Annotated in this window: 21 protein-coding genes; 17 read left to right on the top strand and 4 right to left on the bottom strand. The window is 39.0% G+C overall.

Annotation, left to right across the window (positions count from 1 at the left end; translation table 11 throughout):
* Nucleotide 1: 1 nt before the first annotated feature.
* A complete protein-coding gene (locus FRX97_RS09100; RefSeq protein ID WP_147014899.1) occupies nt 2-760 on the top strand; it encodes an SDR family NAD(P)-dependent oxidoreductase in 759 nt (252 codons plus the stop codon).
* Nucleotides 753-2,369 carry an amidohydrolase gene (locus tag FRX97_RS09095; RefSeq protein WP_147014898.1) on the top strand — a complete coding sequence of 539 codons (1,617 nt, stop codon included), beginning with the start codon at nt 753-755 and terminating at the stop codon, nt 2,367-2,369. The genes FRX97_RS09100 and FRX97_RS09095 overlap by 8 nt, the downstream gene beginning before the upstream one ends.
* A 92-nt stretch (nt 2,370-2,461) precedes the next feature.
* Here FRX97_RS09095 and FRX97_RS09090 read toward each other — a convergent pair whose 3' ends face one another.
* Nucleotides 2,462-3,418: an NAD(P)H-dependent flavin oxidoreductase gene (locus tag FRX97_RS09090; protein WP_223266598.1), complete on the bottom strand. Its 957-nt coding sequence runs from the start codon at nt 3,416-3,418 to the stop codon at nt 2,462-2,464.
* Between the two features lie 143 nt (nt 3,419-3,561).
* Between FRX97_RS09090 and FRX97_RS09085 the strand changes: the two genes are divergently transcribed.
* The 12 genes from FRX97_RS09085 (at nt 3,562) to hemB (ending at nt 15,957) form a co-directional block, all read left to right on the top strand.
* Nucleotides 3,562-5,328 carry an AMP-dependent synthetase/ligase gene (locus FRX97_RS09085; protein WP_147014896.1) on the top strand — a complete coding sequence of 589 codons (1,767 nt, stop codon included), beginning with the start codon at nt 3,562-3,564 and terminating at the stop codon, nt 5,326-5,328.
* Nucleotides 5,328-5,987, top strand: a complete 660-nt coding sequence (locus FRX97_RS09080; RefSeq protein WP_147014895.1) for an SCO family protein — start codon at nt 5,328-5,330, stop codon at nt 5,985-5,987. Before FRX97_RS09085 ends, FRX97_RS09080 begins: the two co-directional genes overlap by 1 nt.
* A gap of 175 nt (nt 5,988-6,162) precedes the next feature.
* Complete coding sequence (locus FRX97_RS09075; protein WP_147014894.1) at nt 6,163-8,040, top strand: ABC-F family ATP-binding cassette domain-containing protein; 1,878 nt, start codon at nt 6,163-6,165, stop codon at nt 8,038-8,040.
* A 30-nt stretch (nt 8,041-8,070) separates the two neighbouring features.
* On the top strand, nt 8,071-8,790 hold the full coding sequence (locus FRX97_RS09070) for a head GIN domain-containing protein (protein WP_147014893.1): 720 nt from the start codon (nt 8,071-8,073) through the stop codon (nt 8,788-8,790).
* On the top strand, nt 8,791-9,912 hold the full coding sequence (locus tag FRX97_RS09065) for a glycosyltransferase (protein ID WP_147014892.1): 1,122 nt from the start codon (nt 8,791-8,793) through the stop codon (nt 9,910-9,912). It begins immediately after the preceding gene.
* Between the two features lie 45 nt (nt 9,913-9,957).
* A complete protein-coding gene (locus FRX97_RS09060; RefSeq protein ID WP_147014891.1) occupies nt 9,958-11,799 on the top strand; it encodes a M1 family metallopeptidase in 1,842 nt (613 codons plus the stop codon).
* Between the two features lie 2 nt (nt 11,800-11,801).
* Nucleotides 11,802-12,878: an oxygen-dependent tRNA uridine(34) hydroxylase TrhO gene (trhO, locus tag FRX97_RS09055; protein ID WP_147014890.1), complete on the top strand. Its 1,077-nt coding sequence runs from the start codon at nt 11,802-11,804 to the stop codon at nt 12,876-12,878.
* 52 nt (nt 12,879-12,930) lie between these two features.
* Nucleotides 12,931-13,416, top strand: a complete 486-nt coding sequence (locus tag FRX97_RS09050; RefSeq protein ID WP_147014889.1) for a Fur family transcriptional regulator — start codon at nt 12,931-12,933, stop codon at nt 13,414-13,416.
* Entirely contained in the window at nt 13,416-14,219 is an 804-nt protein-coding gene (gene lgt, locus FRX97_RS09045; protein ID WP_147014888.1) for a prolipoprotein diacylglyceryl transferase, read from the top strand. The genes FRX97_RS09050 and lgt overlap by 1 nt, the downstream gene beginning before the upstream one ends.
* Nucleotides 14,203-14,739 carry a DUF192 domain-containing protein gene (locus FRX97_RS09040; RefSeq protein ID WP_147014887.1) on the top strand — a complete coding sequence of 179 codons (537 nt, stop codon included), beginning with the start codon at nt 14,203-14,205 and terminating at the stop codon, nt 14,737-14,739. The genes lgt and FRX97_RS09040 overlap by 17 nt, the downstream gene beginning before the upstream one ends.
* Nucleotides 14,739-14,975 (top strand): membrane protein insertion efficiency factor YidD, encoded by a 237-nt coding sequence (gene yidD / locus FRX97_RS09035; protein WP_223266597.1) that lies wholly within the window; start codon nt 14,739-14,741, stop codon nt 14,973-14,975. The genes FRX97_RS09040 and yidD overlap by 1 nt, the downstream gene beginning before the upstream one ends.
* Nucleotides 14,968-15,957, top strand: coding sequence for a porphobilinogen synthase (hemB, locus tag FRX97_RS09030; protein ID WP_147014886.1), 990 nt, complete (start codon nt 14,968-14,970; stop codon nt 15,955-15,957). Before yidD ends, hemB begins: the two co-directional genes overlap by 8 nt.
* Here the strand turns inward: hemB and FRX97_RS09025 are convergent.
* Complete coding sequence (locus FRX97_RS09025; RefSeq protein ID WP_147014885.1) at nt 15,954-16,388, bottom strand: DUF3299 domain-containing protein; 435 nt, start codon at nt 16,386-16,388, stop codon at nt 15,954-15,956. The genes hemB and FRX97_RS09025 overlap by 4 nt on opposite strands.
* Nucleotides 16,389-16,471: 83 nt before the next feature.
* Between FRX97_RS09025 and FRX97_RS09020 the strand changes: the two genes are divergently transcribed.
* On the top strand, nt 16,472-17,293 hold the full coding sequence (locus FRX97_RS09020) for a hypothetical protein (RefSeq protein WP_147014884.1): 822 nt from the start codon (nt 16,472-16,474) through the stop codon (nt 17,291-17,293).
* Here FRX97_RS09020 and FRX97_RS09015 read toward each other — a convergent pair.
* On the bottom strand, nt 17,290-17,919 hold the full coding sequence (locus FRX97_RS09015; RefSeq protein WP_170227087.1) for an LON peptidase substrate-binding domain-containing protein: 630 nt from the start codon (nt 17,917-17,919) through the stop codon (nt 17,290-17,292). The genes FRX97_RS09020 and FRX97_RS09015 overlap by 4 nt on opposite strands.
* 53 nt (nt 17,920-17,972) lie before the next feature.
* On the opposite strand from FRX97_RS09015, the gene FRX97_RS09010 reads away from it, so the two are divergent.
* A complete protein-coding gene (locus FRX97_RS09010) occupies nt 17,973-18,719 on the top strand; it encodes a YebC/PmpR family DNA-binding transcriptional regulator (protein ID WP_147014882.1) in 747 nt (248 codons plus the stop codon).
* On the opposite strand, the gene FRX97_RS09005 is transcribed toward FRX97_RS09010, so the two are convergent.
* Nucleotides 18,716-19,870, bottom strand: a complete 1,155-nt coding sequence (locus tag FRX97_RS09005; protein ID WP_147014881.1) for an RsmB/NOP family class I SAM-dependent RNA methyltransferase — start codon at nt 19,868-19,870, stop codon at nt 18,716-18,718. The genes FRX97_RS09010 and FRX97_RS09005 overlap by 4 nt on opposite strands.
* A gap of 11 nt (nt 19,871-19,881) precedes the next feature.
* Here FRX97_RS09005 and FRX97_RS09000 point away from each other — a divergent pair, with 11 nt between their 5' ends.
* Nucleotides 19,882-20,730 (top strand): mechanosensitive ion channel family protein, encoded by an 849-nt coding sequence (locus tag FRX97_RS09000; protein ID WP_147014880.1) that lies wholly within the window; start codon nt 19,882-19,884, stop codon nt 20,728-20,730.
* Nucleotides 20,731-20,982: the final 252 nt, after the last annotated feature.

Genomic DNA, 20,982 nt, shown 5'->3' with positions numbered 1-20,982 from the left:
TATGAGGAAACGAACCATTTTAATCACTGGTGCCACTTCTGGCTTCGGACTTGCTTTGGCAAAAATAGCTTCAAAAGGCGCAAATCGACTCATTATTTGCGGTAGACGGCAGGAGAGACTTGAAAAACTGGCTAAAGAATTAGCAGACTCCTGCGAAGTTTTTACTCTTTGTTTCGATGTACAAAATGAAGACCTAGTAAAAAAAGCATTTTCTAATCTTCCCGATGCATGGAAGAATATAGATATTCTGATCAACAACGCGGGACTTGCACTTGGCAAAGGAAATCTGGCAGAAGGTGAAATAAGCGATTGGGACCAGATGATTGACACCAACCTTAAGGGAATTCTATACGTAACCAAACACCTTTATCCCTTTTTAAATAAATCAGGAAACGGCCATATAGTTAATGTGGGATCTATTGCTGGAAAAGAGGTGTATCCAGGGGGAAATGTTTATTGCGCCAGTAAGCATGCGGTAGACGCCATTACAAAAGCTATGAGGCAGGATTTTTTAAAAGATCAAATTCGCGTATCCCAAGTTGCCCCCGGAGCTGCTGAAACCGAGTTTTCATTGGTGCGATTTAAAGGAGATTCCGATAAGGCTAAAACGGTATATAAGGGCTTTAACCCACTTCAAGCTGAAGATGTTGCAAACTGCATTTACTTTGTAATTAACACCCCCAACCATGTCTGCATAAACGACCTTGTAGTTATGCCATCTCAACAAGCAAACAGCACAACCTTTAATAAATATGAATAAGATAGTTTTTACCCTTTTAGTATTATGTACCGTAGGATGTGGATTTAAATCTGAAAAGGCAGATTTAATCATTCACAATGCCAAAATTTATTCACTAGATGAACAAAACTCGGTTCACCAGGCCATCGCTATTCGCGGTGATAGCATTGTAGCCTTGGGAGCTGAAAGAGAAATATTAAACAAATTTTCTGGTAAGCAGATAGATGCAAAGGGAGCAACTTTGTATCCTGGTTTTATCGATGCCCACTCCCATTTGTATGGATACAGTTTAACTCAAATTCAACTCGACCTTAAAGGGGTTAAATCGGAGTCTGAAATGCTAGCTAAGATCGCCGCATTTAAAAAGGCTAATCCAACTCTCAAAGCTATTACAGGACGAGGTTGGGATGAATCTGAGTGGCCTACGAAAAAACTACCAAGCAGAACTCGAATTGACTCTATTGTTCCCAACATCCCCCTCCTTTTAGGACGTGTGGATGGACATAGCGCAATTGTAAATAAGGCAGCGCTAGATCTGGCTGACTTTAACTCTGAAACTACAATTGAAGGTGGTTATGTTGACTACAACAATGGAATTTTGAAAGAGGTTGCCGTGCAAGTTGTTGCAGACAAGCTGCCATTTAACATTACAGATTTTGACAAGCTAATAAATCGTGGAGCTAATAATTGCATTGAAGCTGGTTTAACTACCGTTTGCGATGCTGGATTACCTCTCGAAGTTTTAAAAAATTACCAAGATTTAGCGGCTAAAGGCAATTTACCGGTTCGCTTATACGCCATGGCTGAACCAAGCCAGGAAAATTTCCATTATTACAAAACTCAAGGAACTGTAGACGAACCCTTTTTCAAGCAATACGCCGTTAAGGCATATGCAGATGGATCGCTTGGTTCGCGAAGTGCAGCTTTAATAGGTGATTATCATGATGACGAAGGGAACTCTGGAATTTTAACAACCTCTCCTGATTCACTTGAAAAAATTGCAGAACTATGCGATGCGCTTGGCCTCCAATTAAATACCCATTGTATTGGAGATAGAGCATTAAACGTAACGTTAAATGCGTACTCTAAATTCTTAAAACCCAATAATGATAAACGCTGGAGAATTGAGCATGTGCAGGTTGTTCAAGAATCGGACCTCGATTTATTTGGAAAACTTGGCGTGGTGCCGTCTGTGCAACCCACCCACGCAACCTCTGATGCAAAATGGGCGGCAGAGCGATTAGGACCAAACCGATTAAACCTATCTTATGCGTACCAAACCCTTACCAAGCAACTTGGATGGATTGCCTTGGGAACAGATTTTCCCGTGGAAGACATAGATCCCATTGCAACTTTTTATTCCGCTGTTTTCAGGGAAGATATCGGTGGAAAGCTAAACGAGAAATTCCTCGCTGAAGAAGCCTTAACAAGAGAACAAGCACTAAGGGGAATAACCATTTGGGCAGCCTTAAGTATGCATATGGAAGACGAGGTAGGGAGTCTGGAAACTGGTAAAAAGGCAGACTTAGTCTTACTCAATACCGATTTATTAGAGGCAAACCCCGAAGCCATAAAAAACACTTCAGTTCTACTAACAATAATTGGAGGAAAAGTGGTCTTTAAAAAATAATACCCCCCATTAATGTATAAAGTCCGTCTAGGTTTAGACGGACTTTTTTGTTTGCAGTATTAAGCTTTTCTGATGAAACTATAGGGAACTACCTAACCTGGGATTTCTTCCTTTTTACAATAGATCGAAATAGCGGAATGGTATTGTTCTTTAAAATTTTGGATAATCTCCTTGGTACTTAGCGTTTCTTTTATCATCCCTACACTCTGACCTGCACTCCAAAGAGTTTGATAATTTCCTGGTTTAGCACTTTTTTCCATCCACTTCATTCCTCGGTACTGCACCAGCATTTTAAAATACTTCCGTATGGTTCTGTTTTTGCTAAGCAACTTTTCGAAGAAATTTTGCTTATATCCAATCTTCTTGGCAAATGGAGTATTGATTACTGCACAGGGCGTACCAGAAATTTTCTCAGTTAATACGATGTCATCCATATCGTAGTCGTTAATTGCCGATTTGTAGGCATCGTTAACCGAGGCCTCATCGGAAGATATAAACCTGGTTCCAACGGATACACCTGCAGCGCCTAAAACCATTAGTCCCGCCATAGATTTGCCCGTTGCAACACCACCCGCAGCTACAACAGGTATTTCGGGAAATTCATTATTCAGTCGCTCCACCAACACATGAAGAGCGTTGGGTCCTGCATGCCCTCCAGCACCTGCTCCAACGGCAATAAATCCGTCGCACCCCAAACCAGCTACTTTGCGAGCGTGTGCTAAATTGGTAACATCGCAAAACACCCTTCCACCATACCCGTGGGCCTTTTCAATTACCTCTTTGGGATTCCCTAAACTCGTAATGTAAAAAGGCACCTTATTCGCAACACACACATCGAGATGCTTGACGTATAGCGGATTAGACTTTTGAACGATTAAATTAACTCCATAAGATCCTGGAGCGTTGACTGCGTTTTCGTTCAGGCGTTTTAATACAGCATCAAGTTCACCATCTTTCCTAAAATTTAGACTCGGAAAAGCCGCCATCACCCCCTCTTGCATTCCTGCTAACATCATTTGCTCATTACTTACCAAAAACATTGGTGCCATAATGAGGGGAAATTGTATTCCTAAAATTTTTGTTAAATCCATATTGTTATCGGTTTTTCCTATGATATGATTCGCAATAATTTGACGATTAAAAATATGCAATATATTAGTATGCGTTCATAACAATTTAATAACAAACCCACATGTTCGATACGGTAACTAGACTTTTCGACATTCCAAAATACCAATTAGAAAACTACCCCCTAGGCACTGCCCTTGCTGGGAAAATAGATGGAAATTGGAAAACCTTTTCTACCCACGATTTTATAGAAAATATCAACCTTGTAAGTAAGGGATTATTAAAGCTCGGATTAAAAACTGGAGACAAAATTTGTATTGTTTCCCAAAACCGTCCGGAGTGGAATTTCCTAGATTTAGGTGCACTACAAGTCGGCATTGTTGTAGTTCCAATTTACCCTACATCGTCTAAAGAAGACTTTTCCTACATCATGAATAACTGCGAAGCCAAACTAATCGCAGTTGAAACAGATGAACTTTTAGAAAAGGTAAACTCCGTAAAAAGTGAAGTAGCCTCCTTAGAGCATATTTACAGCTTTAACCATACTGATGCAGCCCATTTTTCGGAACTATTAAAGGTAGGGGAAGATGGAAACCAAGATGAAGTTGAAGCCATTAAAGAAACCATCAAGGAAGATGATTTAGCTACCTTAATTTATACCTCCGGAACTACCGGAAGACCAAAAGGGGTAATGCTATCTCACAAAAATTTGGTTTCCAATGCAAAAGCCAGTGACGAAAGATTCCCACTAAGCAGGGGTTCCAAAGCGCTTAGCTTTCTACCAATTTGCCACGTTTTTGAGCGTATGGTATGCTACCTATACATGCTAATGTGTACCGAAATTTGGTACGCGGAATCTATGGACACCATTGGCGACAACCTTAAAGAAGTAAAACCACATGTTTTTACGACAGTACCACGTCTTCTAGAGAAGGTTTATGATAAAATTGTTGCCAAAGGACAAGATCTTACAGGAATTAAAAAAGCCTTGTTTTTCTGGGCTCTGGATTTAGGTCTGAAATATGACATCCCAAGCAGAACAACTGGTTTGTATAAATTCAAATTGAACATTGCCCGAAAAATCATCTTCAGCAAATGGCAGGAAGCATTAGGTGGCAATGTTGGGATAATAGCTTCAGGAAGTGCGGCCTTGCAACCAAGACTTGCCCGGGTTTTTAATGCAGCTGGAATCCCAGTGGTAGAAGGATATGGTTTAACAGAAACCTCCCCAGTTATTGCAGTTGGAATGTGGGAAGGAGAAAACGTTCGATTTGGAACCGTGGGTAAAACCATCCCAGGTGTTGAAGTTAAAATTGCTGAGGACGGTGAAATTTGTGTTAAGGGACCTAACGTAATGCAGGGTTATTACAAACTACCCGAAAAAACCGCTGAGGTAATTGATGCCGAAGGATGGTTCCATACTGGTGACATTGGCGAAATGGTTGAGGGCAAATTCCTGAAAATTACAGACCGTAAAAAAGAAATATTTAAAACCTCAGGTGGAAAATATGTAGCACCTCAACTTATTGAGAACAAATTCAAGGAAAGTCGCTTTATAGAAAACGTTGCTGTGATAGGTGAAAATCAAAAATTCCCAGCAGCTTTAGTGATTCCAGATTTTGAGTTTGTTAAGTCTTGGTGCAAAGAAAAAAGCATCAATATCCCTGGCTCCAATGAGGAATTAATCCAAATGAAGGAGGTTAAGGATAGAATTTGGGAAGAGGTAGAAAAATATAATGAACAGTTTGGCCGTTGGGAACGCGTAAAAAAGGTAAAATTGCTGGCCAAAGAATTTAGTATTGACGGAGGAGAATTAACACCTACTCTTAAGCTTAAGAGAAAAGTAATCCTAGAGAAGTACAAAGACCTAATTGAAGAAATTTACAGTTAATGAAGCTTAGCTCGGGCGGGATAAAAATTTTATTGTTCTTACTTATATTATCTGGAGGTATAACCTTTGCCTATCAGATTTTGAAACCAAGCCCCACCCTTAAAATCTATCAGCCTTCCGATATAAACCCTAGGTTGGTAGACAGCACATTACAGGCGCAGCAACAAAACCATACTATTGCTGACTTTAACCTAATAGATCAAGACAGTAATCAGGTTAGTAGAAAGGATTTCCAAGACAAAATAATTGTGGCCGATTTCTTCTTTACAACCTGCCCCTCTATTTGCCCCAAAATGTCTGCAAACCTTAAAATGGTTTCCGACCACTTTGTTGATGAAACAAAATTGGTCATTTTAAGTCATACGGTTACCCCGGAAATTGATAGCCCTTCGGTATTAAAGCAATACGCCAAAGAATACGATGCAAAAGACAATTGGATTTTCCTAACTGGTGATAGAAAGGAAATCTACAATTTGGCTCGTAGAAGCTATTTTGCAGCTATAGATGAACCAAGTACCGAAGGACCTGATTTTGTGCACACGGAAAATTTTGTCCTTGTCGACAAAAAAGGACAATTGCGTGGCTTTTATGATGGGACGAGTAAAATTGATTCAGAACGATTAATCGCCGATATACAAGTACTTTTAAATGATGAGTAAAAAACGACTTTCACTAGTTTTTCTTCTATTGGCGATAGGCGCAATTACATTCGGTTTATTCTGCATAAGAGACTTAGATGTAAGGAACAACATCTTATTTTTGGGGGTGATTTTCGGAGTAACCGGAATGATTTTAAAAATAGCCTCCATGCTAAAAGGCTAGCCTAACACCATCATGAATTTATTATCCGTGGAAAATCTCACCAAGTTTTATGGTGAGCTTTGCTTGTTTAAAGACATTTCATTTGGAATAGACCAAGGGCAGAAGATTGCTTTGGTAGCTAGAAATGGAAGTGGTAAATCCACCCTATTCAAAATCCTAATGAAAAGAGAACCAGCTGATGAGGGTTCTGTAGTTTTTAGAAAAGAAACTAGAGTGGCTTTTTTGGATCAGGACGAATTATTTGATCCAAACATAACCGTAAAAGCCGCACTGCTCAGCGGAAATCATCCCGGACTAGAAGCTCTGGAAGAATATCAACTAGCCGTGTTAAAAGAAGACAACGCTAGGATTGAAGAGTTAAGTCAAAAAGTCGATGAATTAAATGCCTGGGATGCAGAAGCAAGAGCTATTGCCATTGCCGACAACTTAGGTCTTTCTCCCATTTTTGACCGAAAGTGCGGTAAACTAAGTGGCGGGCAATTAAAGCGTTTATCTCTGGCTAAAACTCTGGTTTCGGAACCAGATTTATTAATGTTAGATGAGCCAACCAACCATTTGGATTTAAATATGATTGAATGGCTAGAACGCTATTTAAGTCAATCTAACATTACCGTATTTCTTGTTACTCACGATAGATTTTTCTTGGATAGAGTATGCGATGAAATAATTGAGTTAAGAGACCAATCTCTACTGAGATTTAAAGGGAACTACGGTTATTATCTGGAGAAAAAACAGGAGCAGGAAGATCAATTAATTGCGACTACCGAAAAGGCTAAAAATCTATACAAGCGAGAATTAGAGTGGATTCGAAGAATGCCTAAAGCACGTGGAACCAAGGCTAAATCTAGAGTAGATGCTTTTTCTGAAACAAAAAAGAAAGCGCACGTAAAACTTAAAAAGGAACAGGTTGCACTAGAGGTTAAATCAGAAAGGTTAGGCACCAAAACAGTTGAATTACACAAGATTTCTAAAACGCTTGGTGATAAACCAATACTGAATAAATTCTCATACCTTTTTAAAAGGGGTGAAAAAATTGGATTAGTTGGGAAAAATGGAATGGGAAAATCCACCCTGCTCAACATCATTACAGGTAGTCTTAAACCAGACTCAGGGAAAGTTATAATCGGCGACACCGTTAAATTTGGATACTACACCCAAAAAGGACTGGATGTTGCAGATGATATTAAGGTGATTGACGCGATTAAGGATATTGCTGAAATCATACCGCTTGAAGGAGGGAAAAAACTTACCGCATCTCAGATGTTAGAACGATTCCTTTTTAGCCCGAAAAAGCAATATCAATTGGTCGGAACCCTTTCTGGTGGGGAAAAGAAACGACTTCAATTGTTGCGGGTGCTTATGACCAATCCCAATTTTTTAATTCTGGATGAGCCCACAAACGATTTAGATATTGAAACCCTGCAAGTTCTAGAAGATTTCTTACTGGAATATAAGGGTTGTGTTGTGGTTGTAACCCACGATAGATTTTTCCTCGACAAGATCGTCGACCACCTATTCGTATACCTAAAACCCGGAGAAATTAAGGACTTTCCTGGAAATTATAGTCAGTTTAGAATTTGGGAAAAGGAAAACGTCTTGTCGGAGACAAAAGAACAAGTTGAACCCAATAAACCAAAGGAGCAGGAATCTATAAATACAGTCCCTTCCGTTGAGAAGAAAAAATTAAGTTATAACGAGCAACGAGAGTTTGGTTTGTTGGAAGAGGAAATTGAAAAATTAGAACAGAAGAAACTAGATCTAACCGAAAAGCTAGAATCAGGCGAAAGCGACCACGAAAAGCTCATGAAATGGGGGCAAGAGCTTACCGAAATCACCAATACCATTGATGAAAAAACCATGCGATGGCTTGAGTTAAGCGAACGTGCTTAAAACATAGTACCTTGCGAAAAATCCAATATTATGACCCGCTTTTTTATTATTCCTATTCTCCTTTTAGGAACCACCTTAAGTTCCTGCTTAAATATTTTCAATTGTGTTGATGGGGAGGGTATAATTATTCAGGAGGAATTTGTTGGTTTTTCAGCTTCTAATTTTTCCACCTCTATATCTGGAGATATACACTTTGTAAAATCGAACGAGGTAAAAGTGGTTGTGGAGACGTACGAAAACTTATTTAAAGAATTAGAATTAAAGGAAGAGTCTGATTTCCTAAAGGTGAATTTTAGAAGTTGTATTGATTACGACACTCCTCCCATGGTAACCATTTATTATACTGATCTCAATGCAATAAAGATAAATGGCGGAGGTACCATCTCCTTTTCGGACACGGTTAATACCGATAATTTTGAACTAAAAATCAATGGTTCTGGTGATATTAACTTACCCATAATTGCCCGAACGCTTGAGCTAAAAATCAATGGTTCAGGAGATGTGAAAATGGGAGGACAGGTAGAAAATGCAGAGATTAAAATCAATGGCTCTGGTGATATAATGGCCAAAGAATTAATAACTCTAAAATCCGAAATTGGAATAAACGGTTCTGGTGATGTAGAAATTACAGTAAAAGAAGACCTGAACACTTCAATTACCGGGTCAGGAGATATCACTTATTTTGGTAATCCTGCAACTATTCACAGCAAAAATGTAGGATCAGGAACGGTAACCCATGGGAAGGAGTAAATGAAAATAGTTCTTATTGGCCCCGCTTATCCATACAGGGGTGGCATTGCAGACACCAATGAATCTTTTGCTATTTCGCTTCAAGAATTAGGTCATCAAGTGGAATTGTGGACCTTTAGTGTGCAGTATCCAAACTTTATCTTTCCCGGTAAAACCCAATATTCTGAAGATCCTGCTCCTAAAAATCTCTTAATAAGAAGGGAAATAAATTCCATTAACCCTTTTAACTGGATTAGAACCGGGTTAAAACTCAGAAAGGAAGCCCCTGACTTGGTTATTGTGAGATTTTGGTTGCCATACATGGCCCCCTCCCTATCGACCATTACTCGGTTTTTAGGTAAAAAAACGACCAAATTGGCATTCTGCGATAACATCATCCCCCACGAAAGAAGATTTGGGGATGTAATGCTCACAAATTACTTCGTTAAGCCCTTCGATGGTTTTATTACCATGTCTTCAACGGTTTACAAAGAATTGGAAGAGTTTACTCAAAAAAAGAAGGTCAACATTCCTCATCCTATCAACTTAAACCTCCCAAACATTTTAAATCGCAATCAGGCCTTAAATAAATTGGAGCTAGACCCCAGCAACAAATATGTCCTATTCTTTGGCATTGTAAGGAAATACAAAGGGCTTCATCTCCTACTCCACTCATTTAGTACTGCTGTTAAAAATAATCCAGCATTAAAATTACTTGTAGTTGGTGAGTTTTACGATGATGAAAAGGAGTATAGTGATCTTATTGACAGTCTTAATATCCAGGACCATGTAATTGTTCGAAACGAATATGTGGCGACCCAAGATCTCAACATCTATTTTGGAGCGGCAGATTTAATTGCTCAAACCTACATCACTGCGAGTCAGAGTGGAGTAACACAAATCGCTCTTCATTTCGAGAAACCAATACTAGTTACCGATGTTGGGGGATTGTCAGAAATAGTAAAACACAATAAAACGGGATACGTCTGCAATAAAGACGAAAACGAAATTGCAGAAACCATCCTTTCTCATTTCGATGCCAACAACACACTTCCACTTCAAGAGAACATTTTAAAAGAAAAAGTAGACTACTCTTGGCACAACTTTGCACGAAAAGCGCTTAGGCTTGCAGAATCCCTCTAAAACCATTCATTTTCAGTAATTTTGCAGACTCAATAAACCGAGTCTATGAAAAATTTACTTTCTCTTGTTTTTGTATGCCTTATATCCCTTGCGGTTAGCGGGCAAACTTGTTATTGGCAGCAACATGTAAAATACGATATGGATGTTGTGCTAAACGAGAAAAACCACCAATTAAGCGGAGAGCAAGTTATCGACTACACCAATAATTCTCCTGACACCATAAACGAGGTTTTTTATCACCTATACTTTAATGCCTTTCAGCCGGGAAGCATGATGGATGTTCGATCCAGAACCATAGAAGATCCAGACCCACGAGTAAACGATAGGATTGCTCATTTGGATGAAACTGAGATTGGATTCCAAAAAGTTCTTAGTCTTTTTGTTGATGGTAAACCGGCTAAATACCAAACCCTAGGAACCATACTTCAGGTACTACTTCCAAAACCCATTTTACCAGGTAAAACTGCTCAGTTAAAAATGGAATTTCTTTCTCAGGTTCCCGTTCAAATTAGAAGGAGTGGTAGAGATAACAAAGAAGGAATTTCGTATAGCATGACCCAATGGTACCCAAAGCTAGCGGAATATGACAAACACGGCTGGCATCCAAACCCATATGTAGGAAGAGAGTTTTATGGAATTTGGGGAGATTTTGATGTTTCCATAACGGCTAACAAAAACCTAGTGATTGGAGGTACCGGTTCGTTAAAAGCAAAAACCGAAAACAAGAACAATACAACGACCTGGCACTTTGAAGCAGAAAATGTTCACGATTTTGCCTGGGCGGGAGACTTCGATTACATACATGACACCAAAGAAGGTCCCAATGGATTAAAAATTCATTTCTACTACGAAAACGAGGAAGATCTAATAGAAAACTGGACTTGGGTACAGGATAAAACTGTAGAACTTTTTAAGATTATGAATTCCACCTTTGGGCCATACCCCTATAAATCATACAGCATTTTACAAGGTGGTGATGGTGGAATGGAATATCCTCAAGCTACCCTAATTACTGGGGAGAGATCTAAGAATAGTCTATTGGGAGTAATCGTTCACGAAGTAATTCATTCATGGTATCAAATGATATTGGGCACCAATGAAAGCTTATATCCATGGATGGATGAAGGCTTTACCACATTCGCTTCGGGAATAGTTATGGACCAGCTTTTAGAGCGCAAAACATTTAATCCACACACAAGATCTATTGGCGGGTATGTTAGGTTAGTAGAAAGTGGAAAACAAGAACCGCTTAGTACGCACGCCGATTTCTTCCATACCAATTTTGCATATGGAGTATCAAGCTACAGTAAAGGATCTATATTTTTATGGCAACTAAATTACATGTTGGGTGATGAAGTATTCTTCCCAGCCATGAGAAGCTATTACAACCAATGGAAATTTAAACACCCAACGGATAAAGATTTTATCCGCGTAATGGAGAAAAAATCTGGAGTTAATTTAGACTGGTATTTGGAGTCTTGGGTATATACCAACAACACCATCGATTATGGGGTAAAGAATGTTGAAAAGCAAACTGGTGGATCTCTAATAACACTAGAAAAGGTTGGTGAAATGGCCATGCCCATCGATGTGAAAATCACCTTAAATTCAGGAAAGGAATTATTCTATCATATTAGCAATTACCACCTTTTCTCCGGTAAGGGAGTGAAGAGAAAATTTATGCACCCCGAAGCTCAAATCCTTAATAGCATAGACCAAAGTCTGAACCCTTGGCCTTGGACACATCCAGAATACCAGTTCACGGTTAAACATAATCCAGAAGACATTAAAATTATAGAGATCGATCCATTCCAGGGTACTGCTGATGTGGACAGGTCCAACAATATTTACACCAAAAAACCAGGTGTTGCGTTTAAAGGAAACTAAAAATGAGAGGAAGAAAGAACAAGGAGATTCTTTATAATCTCTACGATAAAGAAACGCTCCGCAAGGAACTGGAAAGTAGAAAGGAAGACCGCTTTACCCTTTCCTTTTATCAATACGCAAAAATTGAAAACCCAGAGCTGTTTAGAGACTACCTATTTATTAAGCTCTCCGAGGTTGGCGTTTTAGGTCGAATATACGTTGCCCATGAAGGTATCAATGCACAAATTTCAGTTCCAAAAGAAAACTACCAAGGCTTTATAGATAGAATCGAAGAGGTAGATTTTTTAAGAAACTTAAGAATGAATTTGGCCGTTGAGCACGATCCATACAGCTTTCTGAAACTCAAGATAAAAGTAAGAGCCAAAATCGTTGCCGATGGACTAGACGATGAAACCTTTGATGTAACAAAAAAAGGAATTCACGTTAACGCCCAAAAATTTAATGAGCTAACCGACGATCCAAACACCATAGTGGTAGACATGCGAAACCACTACGAAAGCGAAATTGGGCATTTTAAAAACGCTATTACCCCAGATGTAGACACCTTTAGGGATGCGCTAAATGTGGTTGAAAAGGAACTGGAGGACCAGAAAGACAAGAATATCGTAATGTATTGTACGGGTGGAATACGTTGCGAAAAGGCATCAGCCTATTACAAGCACAAAGGATTCAAAAACGTTTATCAACTGGAAGGTGGTATTATCGAATACGCTAGACAGGTGAAAAATCAAAACCTCGAAAACAAGTTTGTAGGCGCCAATTTTGTATTCGATGATAGACTTGCGGAACAAATTTCTGACGAGGTAATTAGCGAGTGCCACCAATGTGGAAAGCCCTGGCCCAAGCATAGCAATTGTGTAAACGACGCTTGCCACTTACTTTTTATCCAATGCGACGAGTGCAAATCCAAAAACAACGGTTGTTGTTCTGAGGAGTGCCAGGAGTTCATCCAACTACCCGCCGAAGAACAAAAGGCTTTTAAAAGTGGTAAATACTTCGGAATGCAGGTATTTAAAAAGGGAAGGCAATCGAACTTTATACCAGCCTACCAAGCTTGGAAAAAAGATAAAAACGGATAAGTACCAAGCAATTTTAATAAACATTAATTTCGGTTGCTCCAGCAATAGTAATATGCCAAATATAGATTCAGCATCAGCGAATAATAAAGTTTACGAAGAGGCAAGGGAGATCTTTACTGCCTACATGCAGCAAAAGAATCTTCGAAAAACCCCAGAGCGTTATGCCATTTTAGAAGTGATCTACAATGCAGTGGGGCACTTTGATGTTGAAAAGCTTTACGTGATAATGAAAAACAAAAATTATCGTGTAAGTAGAGCAACCGTATACAACACCTTAGATCTATTAGTAGAGTGTGGATTGGTTACCAAACATCAATTCGGTCAGAATATGGCCCAATTCGAAAAATGTTACGGGTTTAAACAACACGACCACCTAATCTGCCAAAAATGTAACAAGGTTCTAGAGTTCTGTGACCCTAGGATACAGAACATTAAAAAAATGGTAGAAGAAGCTTACGACTTTGATATAAAACATCATACGCTGCAGTTCTACGGTGTTTGTAACAACCCTAATTGCGAAGAAAAAAAAGCTGATTAATGATAGGTGCAATTACCTGGAACGTACATCCAGAGATTTTCCCAGATACCCTACCCATAAGATGGTACGGCTTACTTTTTGCTTCTGCATTTTTAGTGGGATATGAAGTTTTAAAGCGAATCTTTAAACACGAAAATAAACCCGAGGAGTGGACCGATAAAGCGCTTATCTATGTTATGATTGGGACCATTCTTGGGGCAAGACTGGGGCACGTGTTTTTTTACGATTGGGGATACTATCAAAACCACCTTATTGAAATCCCTATGATATGGAAGGGTGGTTTGGCCAGCCACGGTGCAGCAATAGGAAACATTCTAGCACTTATTTACTTTTCGAAAAAAGTGACCAAGCTAACACCCCTGTATATTTTAGACCGAGTGGTGGTAACCATGGCCATTGGAGCTACATTTGTAAGACTAGGTAACCTAATGAACTCGGAGATTATAGGTAAACCCACAGGTTCTGATTTCGGATTCATTTTTAAACGAATCGATGGTGTTGCCAGACATCCCGCACAATTATATGAGGCCGTTTGTTACCTCTTTATTTTCATACTTCTTAGGCATTTGTACTACAAATTAAACTGGGGGAATTATGCCGGCAGATTATTTGGAGTATTCCTAGCTGCGGTATTCTTTGCACGTTTTGTAATCGAATTTTTTAAGGAAAACCAGGTCGCATTCGAAAGTGAGCTCCCTCTTAATATGGGGCAATTATTAAGCATTCCTCTAGTTCTGGCTGGGGTTGCATTTATACTATTAGCTAAACCATTAAATACCACAGAAAATGTTAAGCAAAATTAGAGGTGTAAAGGGCGCCGTAATTGTTTTACTTATCCTAGCTCTTCTGGCCTTTGTTTTTTCCTCAATATTCAATTCAACTTCTTCTAGAAAAGGCTCGATTAAAAAGCCCAAATCCCAGGTCGAAAAAGCCACTGAATTTACTAAGGAAGGTGAATTACACATTCTGAGCACTGAAAATGACACTGTGGTATCCATTGATATTGAACTTGCAACGGATCAATATGAAATAGCAAGAGGAATGATGTTTAGAAGGGAAATGGGCGACCTAGAGGGCATGTTGTTCATAATGCCAACCGAGCAGATACAAAGTTTCTGGATGAAGAACTGTTACTTATCCTTGGATATGATATTTGCCGATAGTAAAGGTATAATTGGAAGTGCTCAAACGTACACCGAACCATATTCCATGAAAAGCTTGCCATCCGAAAAGCCCTCGAAATACGTACTTGAAACCAAAGCTGGTTTTTGGGATAAGCACCAAATTAAACCTGGGTACAAAATGGTTTTTAATGCGCTTTAGTGAGAATTATTAGATCCATATTTAAAACACCTGTAAAAATTTATCAGTGGATTATATCTCCGCTATTTCCGGCCAATTGCCGTTTTACGCCTACTTGCAGCCAATATACTATCGAGGCTATTGAAGTGCACGGTCCAATAAAAGGTTGGTTTTTGGGATTAAAGCGCATATCAAAATGTCACCCTTGGGGGCAAAGTGGGTACGATCCTGTTCCTAAAAAGAAAGATAATGTATAAGTATATCAGACCACGAAGAAATAGAGCAAGCCAAGGAGTTAGAGCCTTAATAAGTGAAACCTTTTTACACCCAAATAAGCTTGTCTTACCAATTTTTCTAGAGGATGGAGCAGGAATAAAAACTGAGATTAAGAGCCTACCCGGAGTATTTCGCTACAGTGTAGAAAATGCAACTAGCTTTATTGAGGAAGCTCTAAGAAACGGTATCAGCAGTTTTATTCTATTTCCTGCGGTCCAAGATGCTTTAAAAGATAGCACGGGAACCTATTCGTATCATCCAGATAACTTTTACTTAAAGGCAATACGAACGTTAAAAAATCAATTCCCAAAGGCCGTATTTATCTCCGATGTTGCATTGGATCCGTACAGTAGCGATGGACACGACGGTATTGTACGCGATGGTGAAATTTTAAATGACCAAACTTTAGAAGTTTTATCTAAAATGGCCGTTGCCCAAGCAGAGGCGGGATTCGATATTCTCGGCCCATCTGATATGATGGATGGAAGAATCGCGGCCATTAGGGATGCACTTGAAGAAAAAGGGTTTGTAAACACTGGCATCATGAGCTATTGTGCCAAATATGCTAGTGCATTTTACGGTCCTTTCAGAGACGCCCTGGACTCAGCTCCAAAAGCAGGGGACAAAAAAACATATCAGATGGATCCAGCCAACCGCATCGAAGCGCAAAGAGAATTGCAGCTTGATGAAGTTGAAGGTGCAGATTACTTAATGGTTAAACCAGCCCTTCATTACATGGATATTATTTCGGATCTGAAACAGAATTCCATCCTTCCCATAGTGGCATACCACGTAAGTGGAGAATGTGCCATGTTGCTAGCTGCTTGTAAAAATGGCTGGTTGGATTTTAATACAGCTATGCCAGAAACGCTAAATGGATTACACCGTGCAGGTGCAGACATAATTATTTCCTACCTAGCATTGGATTATGCTAAATGGTGGAGAAAACAGCACGATCTTTAGTTATTAATCACGGCCTCCATGAGGATGTAATTAAGCCTATAGACATCATTTTTATTTAACTCTAGAACACCCTCAATTTCCATGTATTGATCTGTTCTAAGATTTTCTTGTGCCTTAAAAACTATATCCATAACTGTTTCGGGGCCTGCATTTCCGCAGAAAAAACAGGATGCAAATGGATTAGCTGAAAGTACGTACTGATTCATTTTAACATCCAGTGGAATAACATAGCCCTTTATCTTAACCAGCTTACCCTCCAGTTGCTTAACCTTTTCACCAAAAGTGGGAATCATAATGTAAGAGGCTAATTCATCTGAGTATCTTTCCTCGAAAGTAACATCCGATAAGATTTTCCAGTCTATTTGCTGTTGGGCAGAAACAATATTTAAGTAACTAAAAAAGGAAAGCAGGAGAACCAAGAAATATTTCATGCGACAAAAATAACTATTAACAATTCTAGTTTGTAGTACCACTTAAGGCGTATTTTTATATTTACCAGCTCAAACGCAAACACATGCACTTTAAAACGCTTTTAGCCATATTATTTTCACTGGGATTAGTTAGCTCTTCTTTTGCAAAAGAGTATGAGAACCTTATCCAATATCGTGCCCAAACGGGGAAAACGGAATTGAGCCGAAAAGATTGGTTAGAAAAAGACCGTAAGAACAATACCAAGCAATGGAAAGAGTCTTGTCTTTTTAACTTCTCCTATGCGGGAGGTAACAAGGAATATAGAACAATGGAAGAGCGCCTAGACTTTTATGAGTGGGTTGCTGAATATCTGGAAAATAAAGGACACGAAATAGACTGGCCAGAAGCTACCGAGGAGTTATCTCGCTACATGCTTAAAACCCAGCGCCCTGCATTCGACTCTGATATCCAATTGTTTTGTCGTGCTACGCACAAAGTAGTTTTTGATACGGCATTTACGTTATTACAAGAAGTAAAAAATATGCAGCAACCTTTAAAAGGGGAAGCCGCTAAGGAATGGGATAAAAAAATGTTCTTTTTCGAACATTCAGAGATTTACCAACCTCTTTTGGTGAAAATGGACAATCAGTCTGTTACCAAACTTAACAAGATTATGCACCGTAAAGGGTTTGCAGCCTTCTCCATCCCGATTGAGCTTAAGTTAAAGGGACAGGTTGAAAATTTAAACGACAGGCTATACTGGGCGGAAAACAAATTATTACCCTTCGCAACCGGAACTGCTTTATCTGCGAAAGAATTAAAGAACAAGGAGAAGCTTAAGAAAAAAGAATTGAAAATGCAGGAAAAGCAAAATGGGAAAGAAGAAATCTCTAAACCCGTTATTATCGCTACTCCAGAAAACTAATTGAGGTGGTAATTTCCTTGAAGCTTTTCCATTTGCTTCTTGATTGCCAACTGAAATTTTAAATACCCATCTAAGGCTCCCCTCCAGGAGCCTTTTATTATTTCCCTATCGAGCATTTGCTTTTCATTTAGTGGTAAACTTAAGGCCCGAACTAGATTATTCATTGAAGTAGAATCGGCTTTCTTTACGCCTTCATCAAATTCCAATATTCGATTTACTGTGGGAACAAGTTCTTTTGGAACCGCTTCCGGAAAATCATTTTTTGATGGTCTAACCCAAGCTCTGGGGTAATTACCCTCCGCTACCTTGGTATGCAATTCAATTAGCTCGAATAACTGCTCTCCCTTTACCTTTACATCAAATTCTCCAGAACTGTAGGTTCGTAATACAGCCACAATTGAAAAAGTAATTCCTATTCTTCTAATCTCGTGATTAAGAGGTTCAAATAGAATTCCTGCATTGGTGCTGTTATCGATCATTTCCGTAAACAACTTCTTGTAACGAGGTTCAAAAATATGCAGCTCTACCTCCTCGCCTGGAAGAAGTGCAATATCTAATGGAAATACGGGAATGTTTAAAGCATGCATTACACCTAAATGAACGATAAAAAGGTTAACTCTGTTCACATATTCGATGATTAACTCCTGACAATTAGTAATTTTGCCCCAAAATTTTTCTGATGGGAAGAGCATTTGAGTTTAGGAAGGAACGCAAGTTTAAGCGTTGGGATAAAATGGCGAAGCAGTTCACAAAGATTGGAAGAGAAATTGCTATTGCCGTAAAGGAGTCAGGCCCCATTCCAGAAAACAATCCCCGTCTTAGAACCGCTATTCAAAACGCCAAGGGTGTCAATATGCCCAAGGACAGAGTTGAAGCGGCTATAAAGAGAGCCTCGGATAAAAATGCGGCAGCATTTGAAGAAGTTTTATACGAAGGAAAAGGACCAAGCGGTGTTGGTATTGTAGTGGAAACTGCCACAGATAATCCAACTAGAACAGTTGCTAATGTAAGGATGTATTTCAGCAGAAATGGCGGTGAACTTGGTAAAACTGGATCTCTTTCTTACCTATTCGATCGCAAGGGTCTTTTTAAGGTGGATAAGAATGATTTCGATCCTGAAGAAATGGAGTTGGAACTAATTGACTTTGGTCTTGAGGAAATAGTAGAGAAATCCAAAAGCTTTTGGATCTATACCAACTTCGAAGATTTTGGAAACATGCAAAAAGCCTTGGAAGAGCGAAATATTAACGTCTTAAATTCTGAATTGGTTCGCATCCCAAATTCTACCGTTGAGTTAGACGAAGAAAATACAAATACCGTCCTTGAGCTTATAGACAAATTAGAACAGGATGATGATGTACAAAATGTATTTCACAACCTAGACCTTGGAGAAGAGGACGACGACGAAGAAGAAGCCTCCAATTAATCTTTTCTAATCAGCCTGGCCATGTAGAATCCATCGTGATTTGGGCCAGGCCATATCATTTGATCCTCTTCCAATACCCAGTTATCACTTTCCGAAATAAATCGGTCTATCTGTTTTCTATTTTCCTCCTGAAAGGTGGAGCAAGTAGCGTAAACCAATTTACCTCCTGGAAATACCCATTTACTGTATTGCCTTAATATTTTCGCCTGCAGATCTACCAACCGTAGCAGCTCAACCTCTGTAAGCTTATATTTTTGGTCCGGATTTCTACTAAAGGTCCCCGACCCTGTACAAGGTACATCGAGCAACAATTTCTGACATTGAAAGGGAAAATTCACTTCTTCGGGATTCTCTGGAATTTCAAAAAACTCAACATTTTCAACCCCTGCTCTATCTGCCCTATCACTGGCTTCCTCTAAAGCCTTCATCCTTGGGTCTAGAGCCCAGATTTTACCAGTATTTTTCATCTTATCTGCTAACAAAAGGGTCTTGCCCCCTGCTCCGCAGCAAGCATCTATGATCAAATCATTGGGCTTTGCTTCCACAAACTCACCAATTCTTTGAGATCCGTAATCCTGAATTTCAATTAGCCCATTTTTATAGGCTGCTGACTGGGATAATTTCTTCGATGTGGATTTGTAGCAATTGAGAACTGCATCAAACGATATTTCTAATTCTTCATCCTCCAATAACTTGTTTATCTCACCCTGAGAAACCTTTATCCCATTTAGTCGAAGAAAAACATCTGATTTTCCCAATTGATAGATTGCAGTCTTTATTGGATCTGCATCTTGTTCCTCCCATTTATTCAGTATCCACTCCGGACAGGAGACCAGTTTGTGTTGCTCAATATCACTCGATTTCTGTTTTAAAATTTCCAACTTCTCAGAAACAGGTGTGTTGTCCAATACTATTAAAAATTCGAACTGTTCCTCTTCAGATTCCCATTCAATAGAATCGATGAAATAAAAATTCTTTACGTAGCTATAAAAAAGCACCGATAACAGCCTGCGATCACGGGAACCAAGCTTTTTATGATCTCGGAAATACTTGTTTAAAATCCGTTCGGCTCTATGATTATTTTCCTTCCATTGACCAATTAGTTCTGAAAATGCATTTCTTTGATACGGCAAGAATTTTGTTGGTTTCATATCGAAAAACTATGGGCGATTTTTTAGATAATCACAGTGGGCTTAAATACACACTGATTGTTTTACTTGTAATCCTCACTTCCTATTTCTTTTCCAAAATAATGAGGTTTATATACGGAACAGCCTTGGTAAAATGGGCTGAGAATGGAAAAGTGGACCAAACCTCGGTTAAATTCCTAAACAACGCAATTAGCTTTATCATATTTATTGCGGCTTCTATAATCCTATTTATAAATATTCCTGCCCTAAAGGATATTGGAATAACCCTATTTGCTGGTGCTGGTATTTTAGCTGCGATTATAGGTTTTGCTTCTCAACAAGCCTTTACCAACATTATATCCGGATTCTTTATTGTAATATTTAAGCCTTTTAGAGTTGGAGACGTTGTTCAGGTAGGGGAATTACACAGAGGAGTTATTGAAGATATTACCCTAAGACATTCTATTATACGCAATTATGAGAATAGAAGAATAATCATTCCAAACTCTGTTATTTCATCAGAGACCATTCTTAACTCCTCTATTGTAGATGAAAAAACCTGCGTTCACATTGAGGTGGGAATAGGCTATCAATCAAGTATTGACAAGGCCTCTGAAATATTAGTTAATCTGATTGAAAATCACCCTCTTTTTATAGATAACCGTACCGCGGAAGAAATGGAAAATGGAGCTCCAAAGGTGCTTATAAGAGTTATTAGCCTGGGTGAATATAGCATTACTTTAAGAGCTTATGCTTGGGCTACAAATCCACCGAATAGTTTCGTTCTAAAATCAGACATTTTTAAGGCCGTTAAAGAGGCTTACGAGCAAAATGATATAGAGATACCATTCCCATACAGAAACATCATTAATCGCTCTTAAAAACGGATTATAAGCGAAAACTATTTTCCAGTTTCTTATCTACGGCAGCTTTTTACTCTCAAATTAGATCCTGCCCTTGTTGATTGATTGGTCTGATTAAAAACGATTGAACTCTTCCAAGATGCAAAACCCTAGGATGTATTTATTCCTATGGCACTAATTAGCGCATCCTAGGCATTCCTATTTTCTTCTTTGGCATTACTGTTCCTTTTCGCCAATAAGGTCCTTTTATCTGCGTTTAGCGCATAAAAA

This window comes from Luteibaculum oceani, from assembly GCF_007995015.1.
GTDB classification, from domain to species: domain Bacteria; phylum Bacteroidota; class Bacteroidia; order Flavobacteriales_D; family Luteibaculaceae; genus Luteibaculum; species Luteibaculum oceani.
The sequence above is the reverse complement of the archived record's forward strand: the minus strand, read 5'-3'. Positions and strand labels throughout refer to the sequence as shown.

What these genes read in the sequence shown, in the direction of transcription:
- FRX97_RS09100 (WP_147014899.1), top strand. Translation starts at nt 2, where the DNA reads ATGAGGAAACGAACCATTTTAATCACTGGTGCCACTTCTGGCTTCGGA.
- FRX97_RS09095 (WP_147014898.1), top strand. Translation starts at nt 753, where the DNA reads ATGAATAAGATAGTTTTTACCCTTTTAGTATTATGTACCGTAGGATGT.
- FRX97_RS09090 (WP_223266598.1), bottom strand. Translation starts at nt 3,418, where the DNA reads ATGGCACCAATGTTTTTGGTAAGTAATGAGCAAATGATGTTAGCAGGA.
- FRX97_RS09085 (WP_147014896.1), top strand. Translation starts at nt 3,562, where the DNA reads ATGTTCGATACGGTAACTAGACTTTTCGACATTCCAAAATACCAATTA.
- FRX97_RS09080 (WP_147014895.1), top strand. Translation starts at nt 5,328, where the DNA reads ATGAAGCTTAGCTCGGGCGGGATAAAAATTTTATTGTTCTTACTTATA.
- FRX97_RS09075 (WP_147014894.1), top strand. Translation starts at nt 6,163, where the DNA reads ATGAATTTATTATCCGTGGAAAATCTCACCAAGTTTTATGGTGAGCTT.
- FRX97_RS09070 (WP_147014893.1), top strand. Translation starts at nt 8,071, where the DNA reads ATGACCCGCTTTTTTATTATTCCTATTCTCCTTTTAGGAACCACCTTA.
- FRX97_RS09065 (WP_147014892.1), top strand. Translation starts at nt 8,791, where the DNA reads ATGAAAATAGTTCTTATTGGCCCCGCTTATCCATACAGGGGTGGCATT.
- FRX97_RS09060 (WP_147014891.1), top strand. Translation starts at nt 9,958, where the DNA reads ATGAAAAATTTACTTTCTCTTGTTTTTGTATGCCTTATATCCCTTGCG.
- trhO (WP_147014890.1), top strand. Translation starts at nt 11,802, where the DNA reads ATGAGAGGAAGAAAGAACAAGGAGATTCTTTATAATCTCTACGATAAA.
- FRX97_RS09050 (WP_147014889.1), top strand. Translation starts at nt 12,931, where the DNA reads ATGCCAAATATAGATTCAGCATCAGCGAATAATAAAGTTTACGAAGAG.
- lgt (WP_147014888.1), top strand. Translation starts at nt 13,416, where the DNA reads ATGATAGGTGCAATTACCTGGAACGTACATCCAGAGATTTTCCCAGAT.
- FRX97_RS09040 (WP_147014887.1), top strand. Translation starts at nt 14,203, where the DNA reads ATGTTAAGCAAAATTAGAGGTGTAAAGGGCGCCGTAATTGTTTTACTT.
- hemB (WP_147014886.1), top strand. Translation starts at nt 14,968, where the DNA reads ATGTATAAGTATATCAGACCACGAAGAAATAGAGCAAGCCAAGGAGTT.
- FRX97_RS09025 (WP_147014885.1), bottom strand. Translation starts at nt 16,388, where the DNA reads ATGAAATATTTCTTGGTTCTCCTGCTTTCCTTTTTTAGTTACTTAAAT.
- FRX97_RS09020 (WP_147014884.1), top strand. Translation starts at nt 16,472, where the DNA reads ATGCACTTTAAAACGCTTTTAGCCATATTATTTTCACTGGGATTAGTT.
- FRX97_RS09010 (WP_147014882.1), top strand. Translation starts at nt 17,973, where the DNA reads ATGGGAAGAGCATTTGAGTTTAGGAAGGAACGCAAGTTTAAGCGTTGG.
- FRX97_RS09005 (WP_147014881.1), bottom strand. Translation starts at nt 19,870, where the DNA reads ATGAAACCAACAAAATTCTTGCCGTATCAAAGAAATGCATTTTCAGAA.
- FRX97_RS09000 (WP_147014880.1), top strand. Translation starts at nt 19,882, where the DNA reads ATGGGCGATTTTTTAGATAATCACAGTGGGCTTAAATACACACTGATT.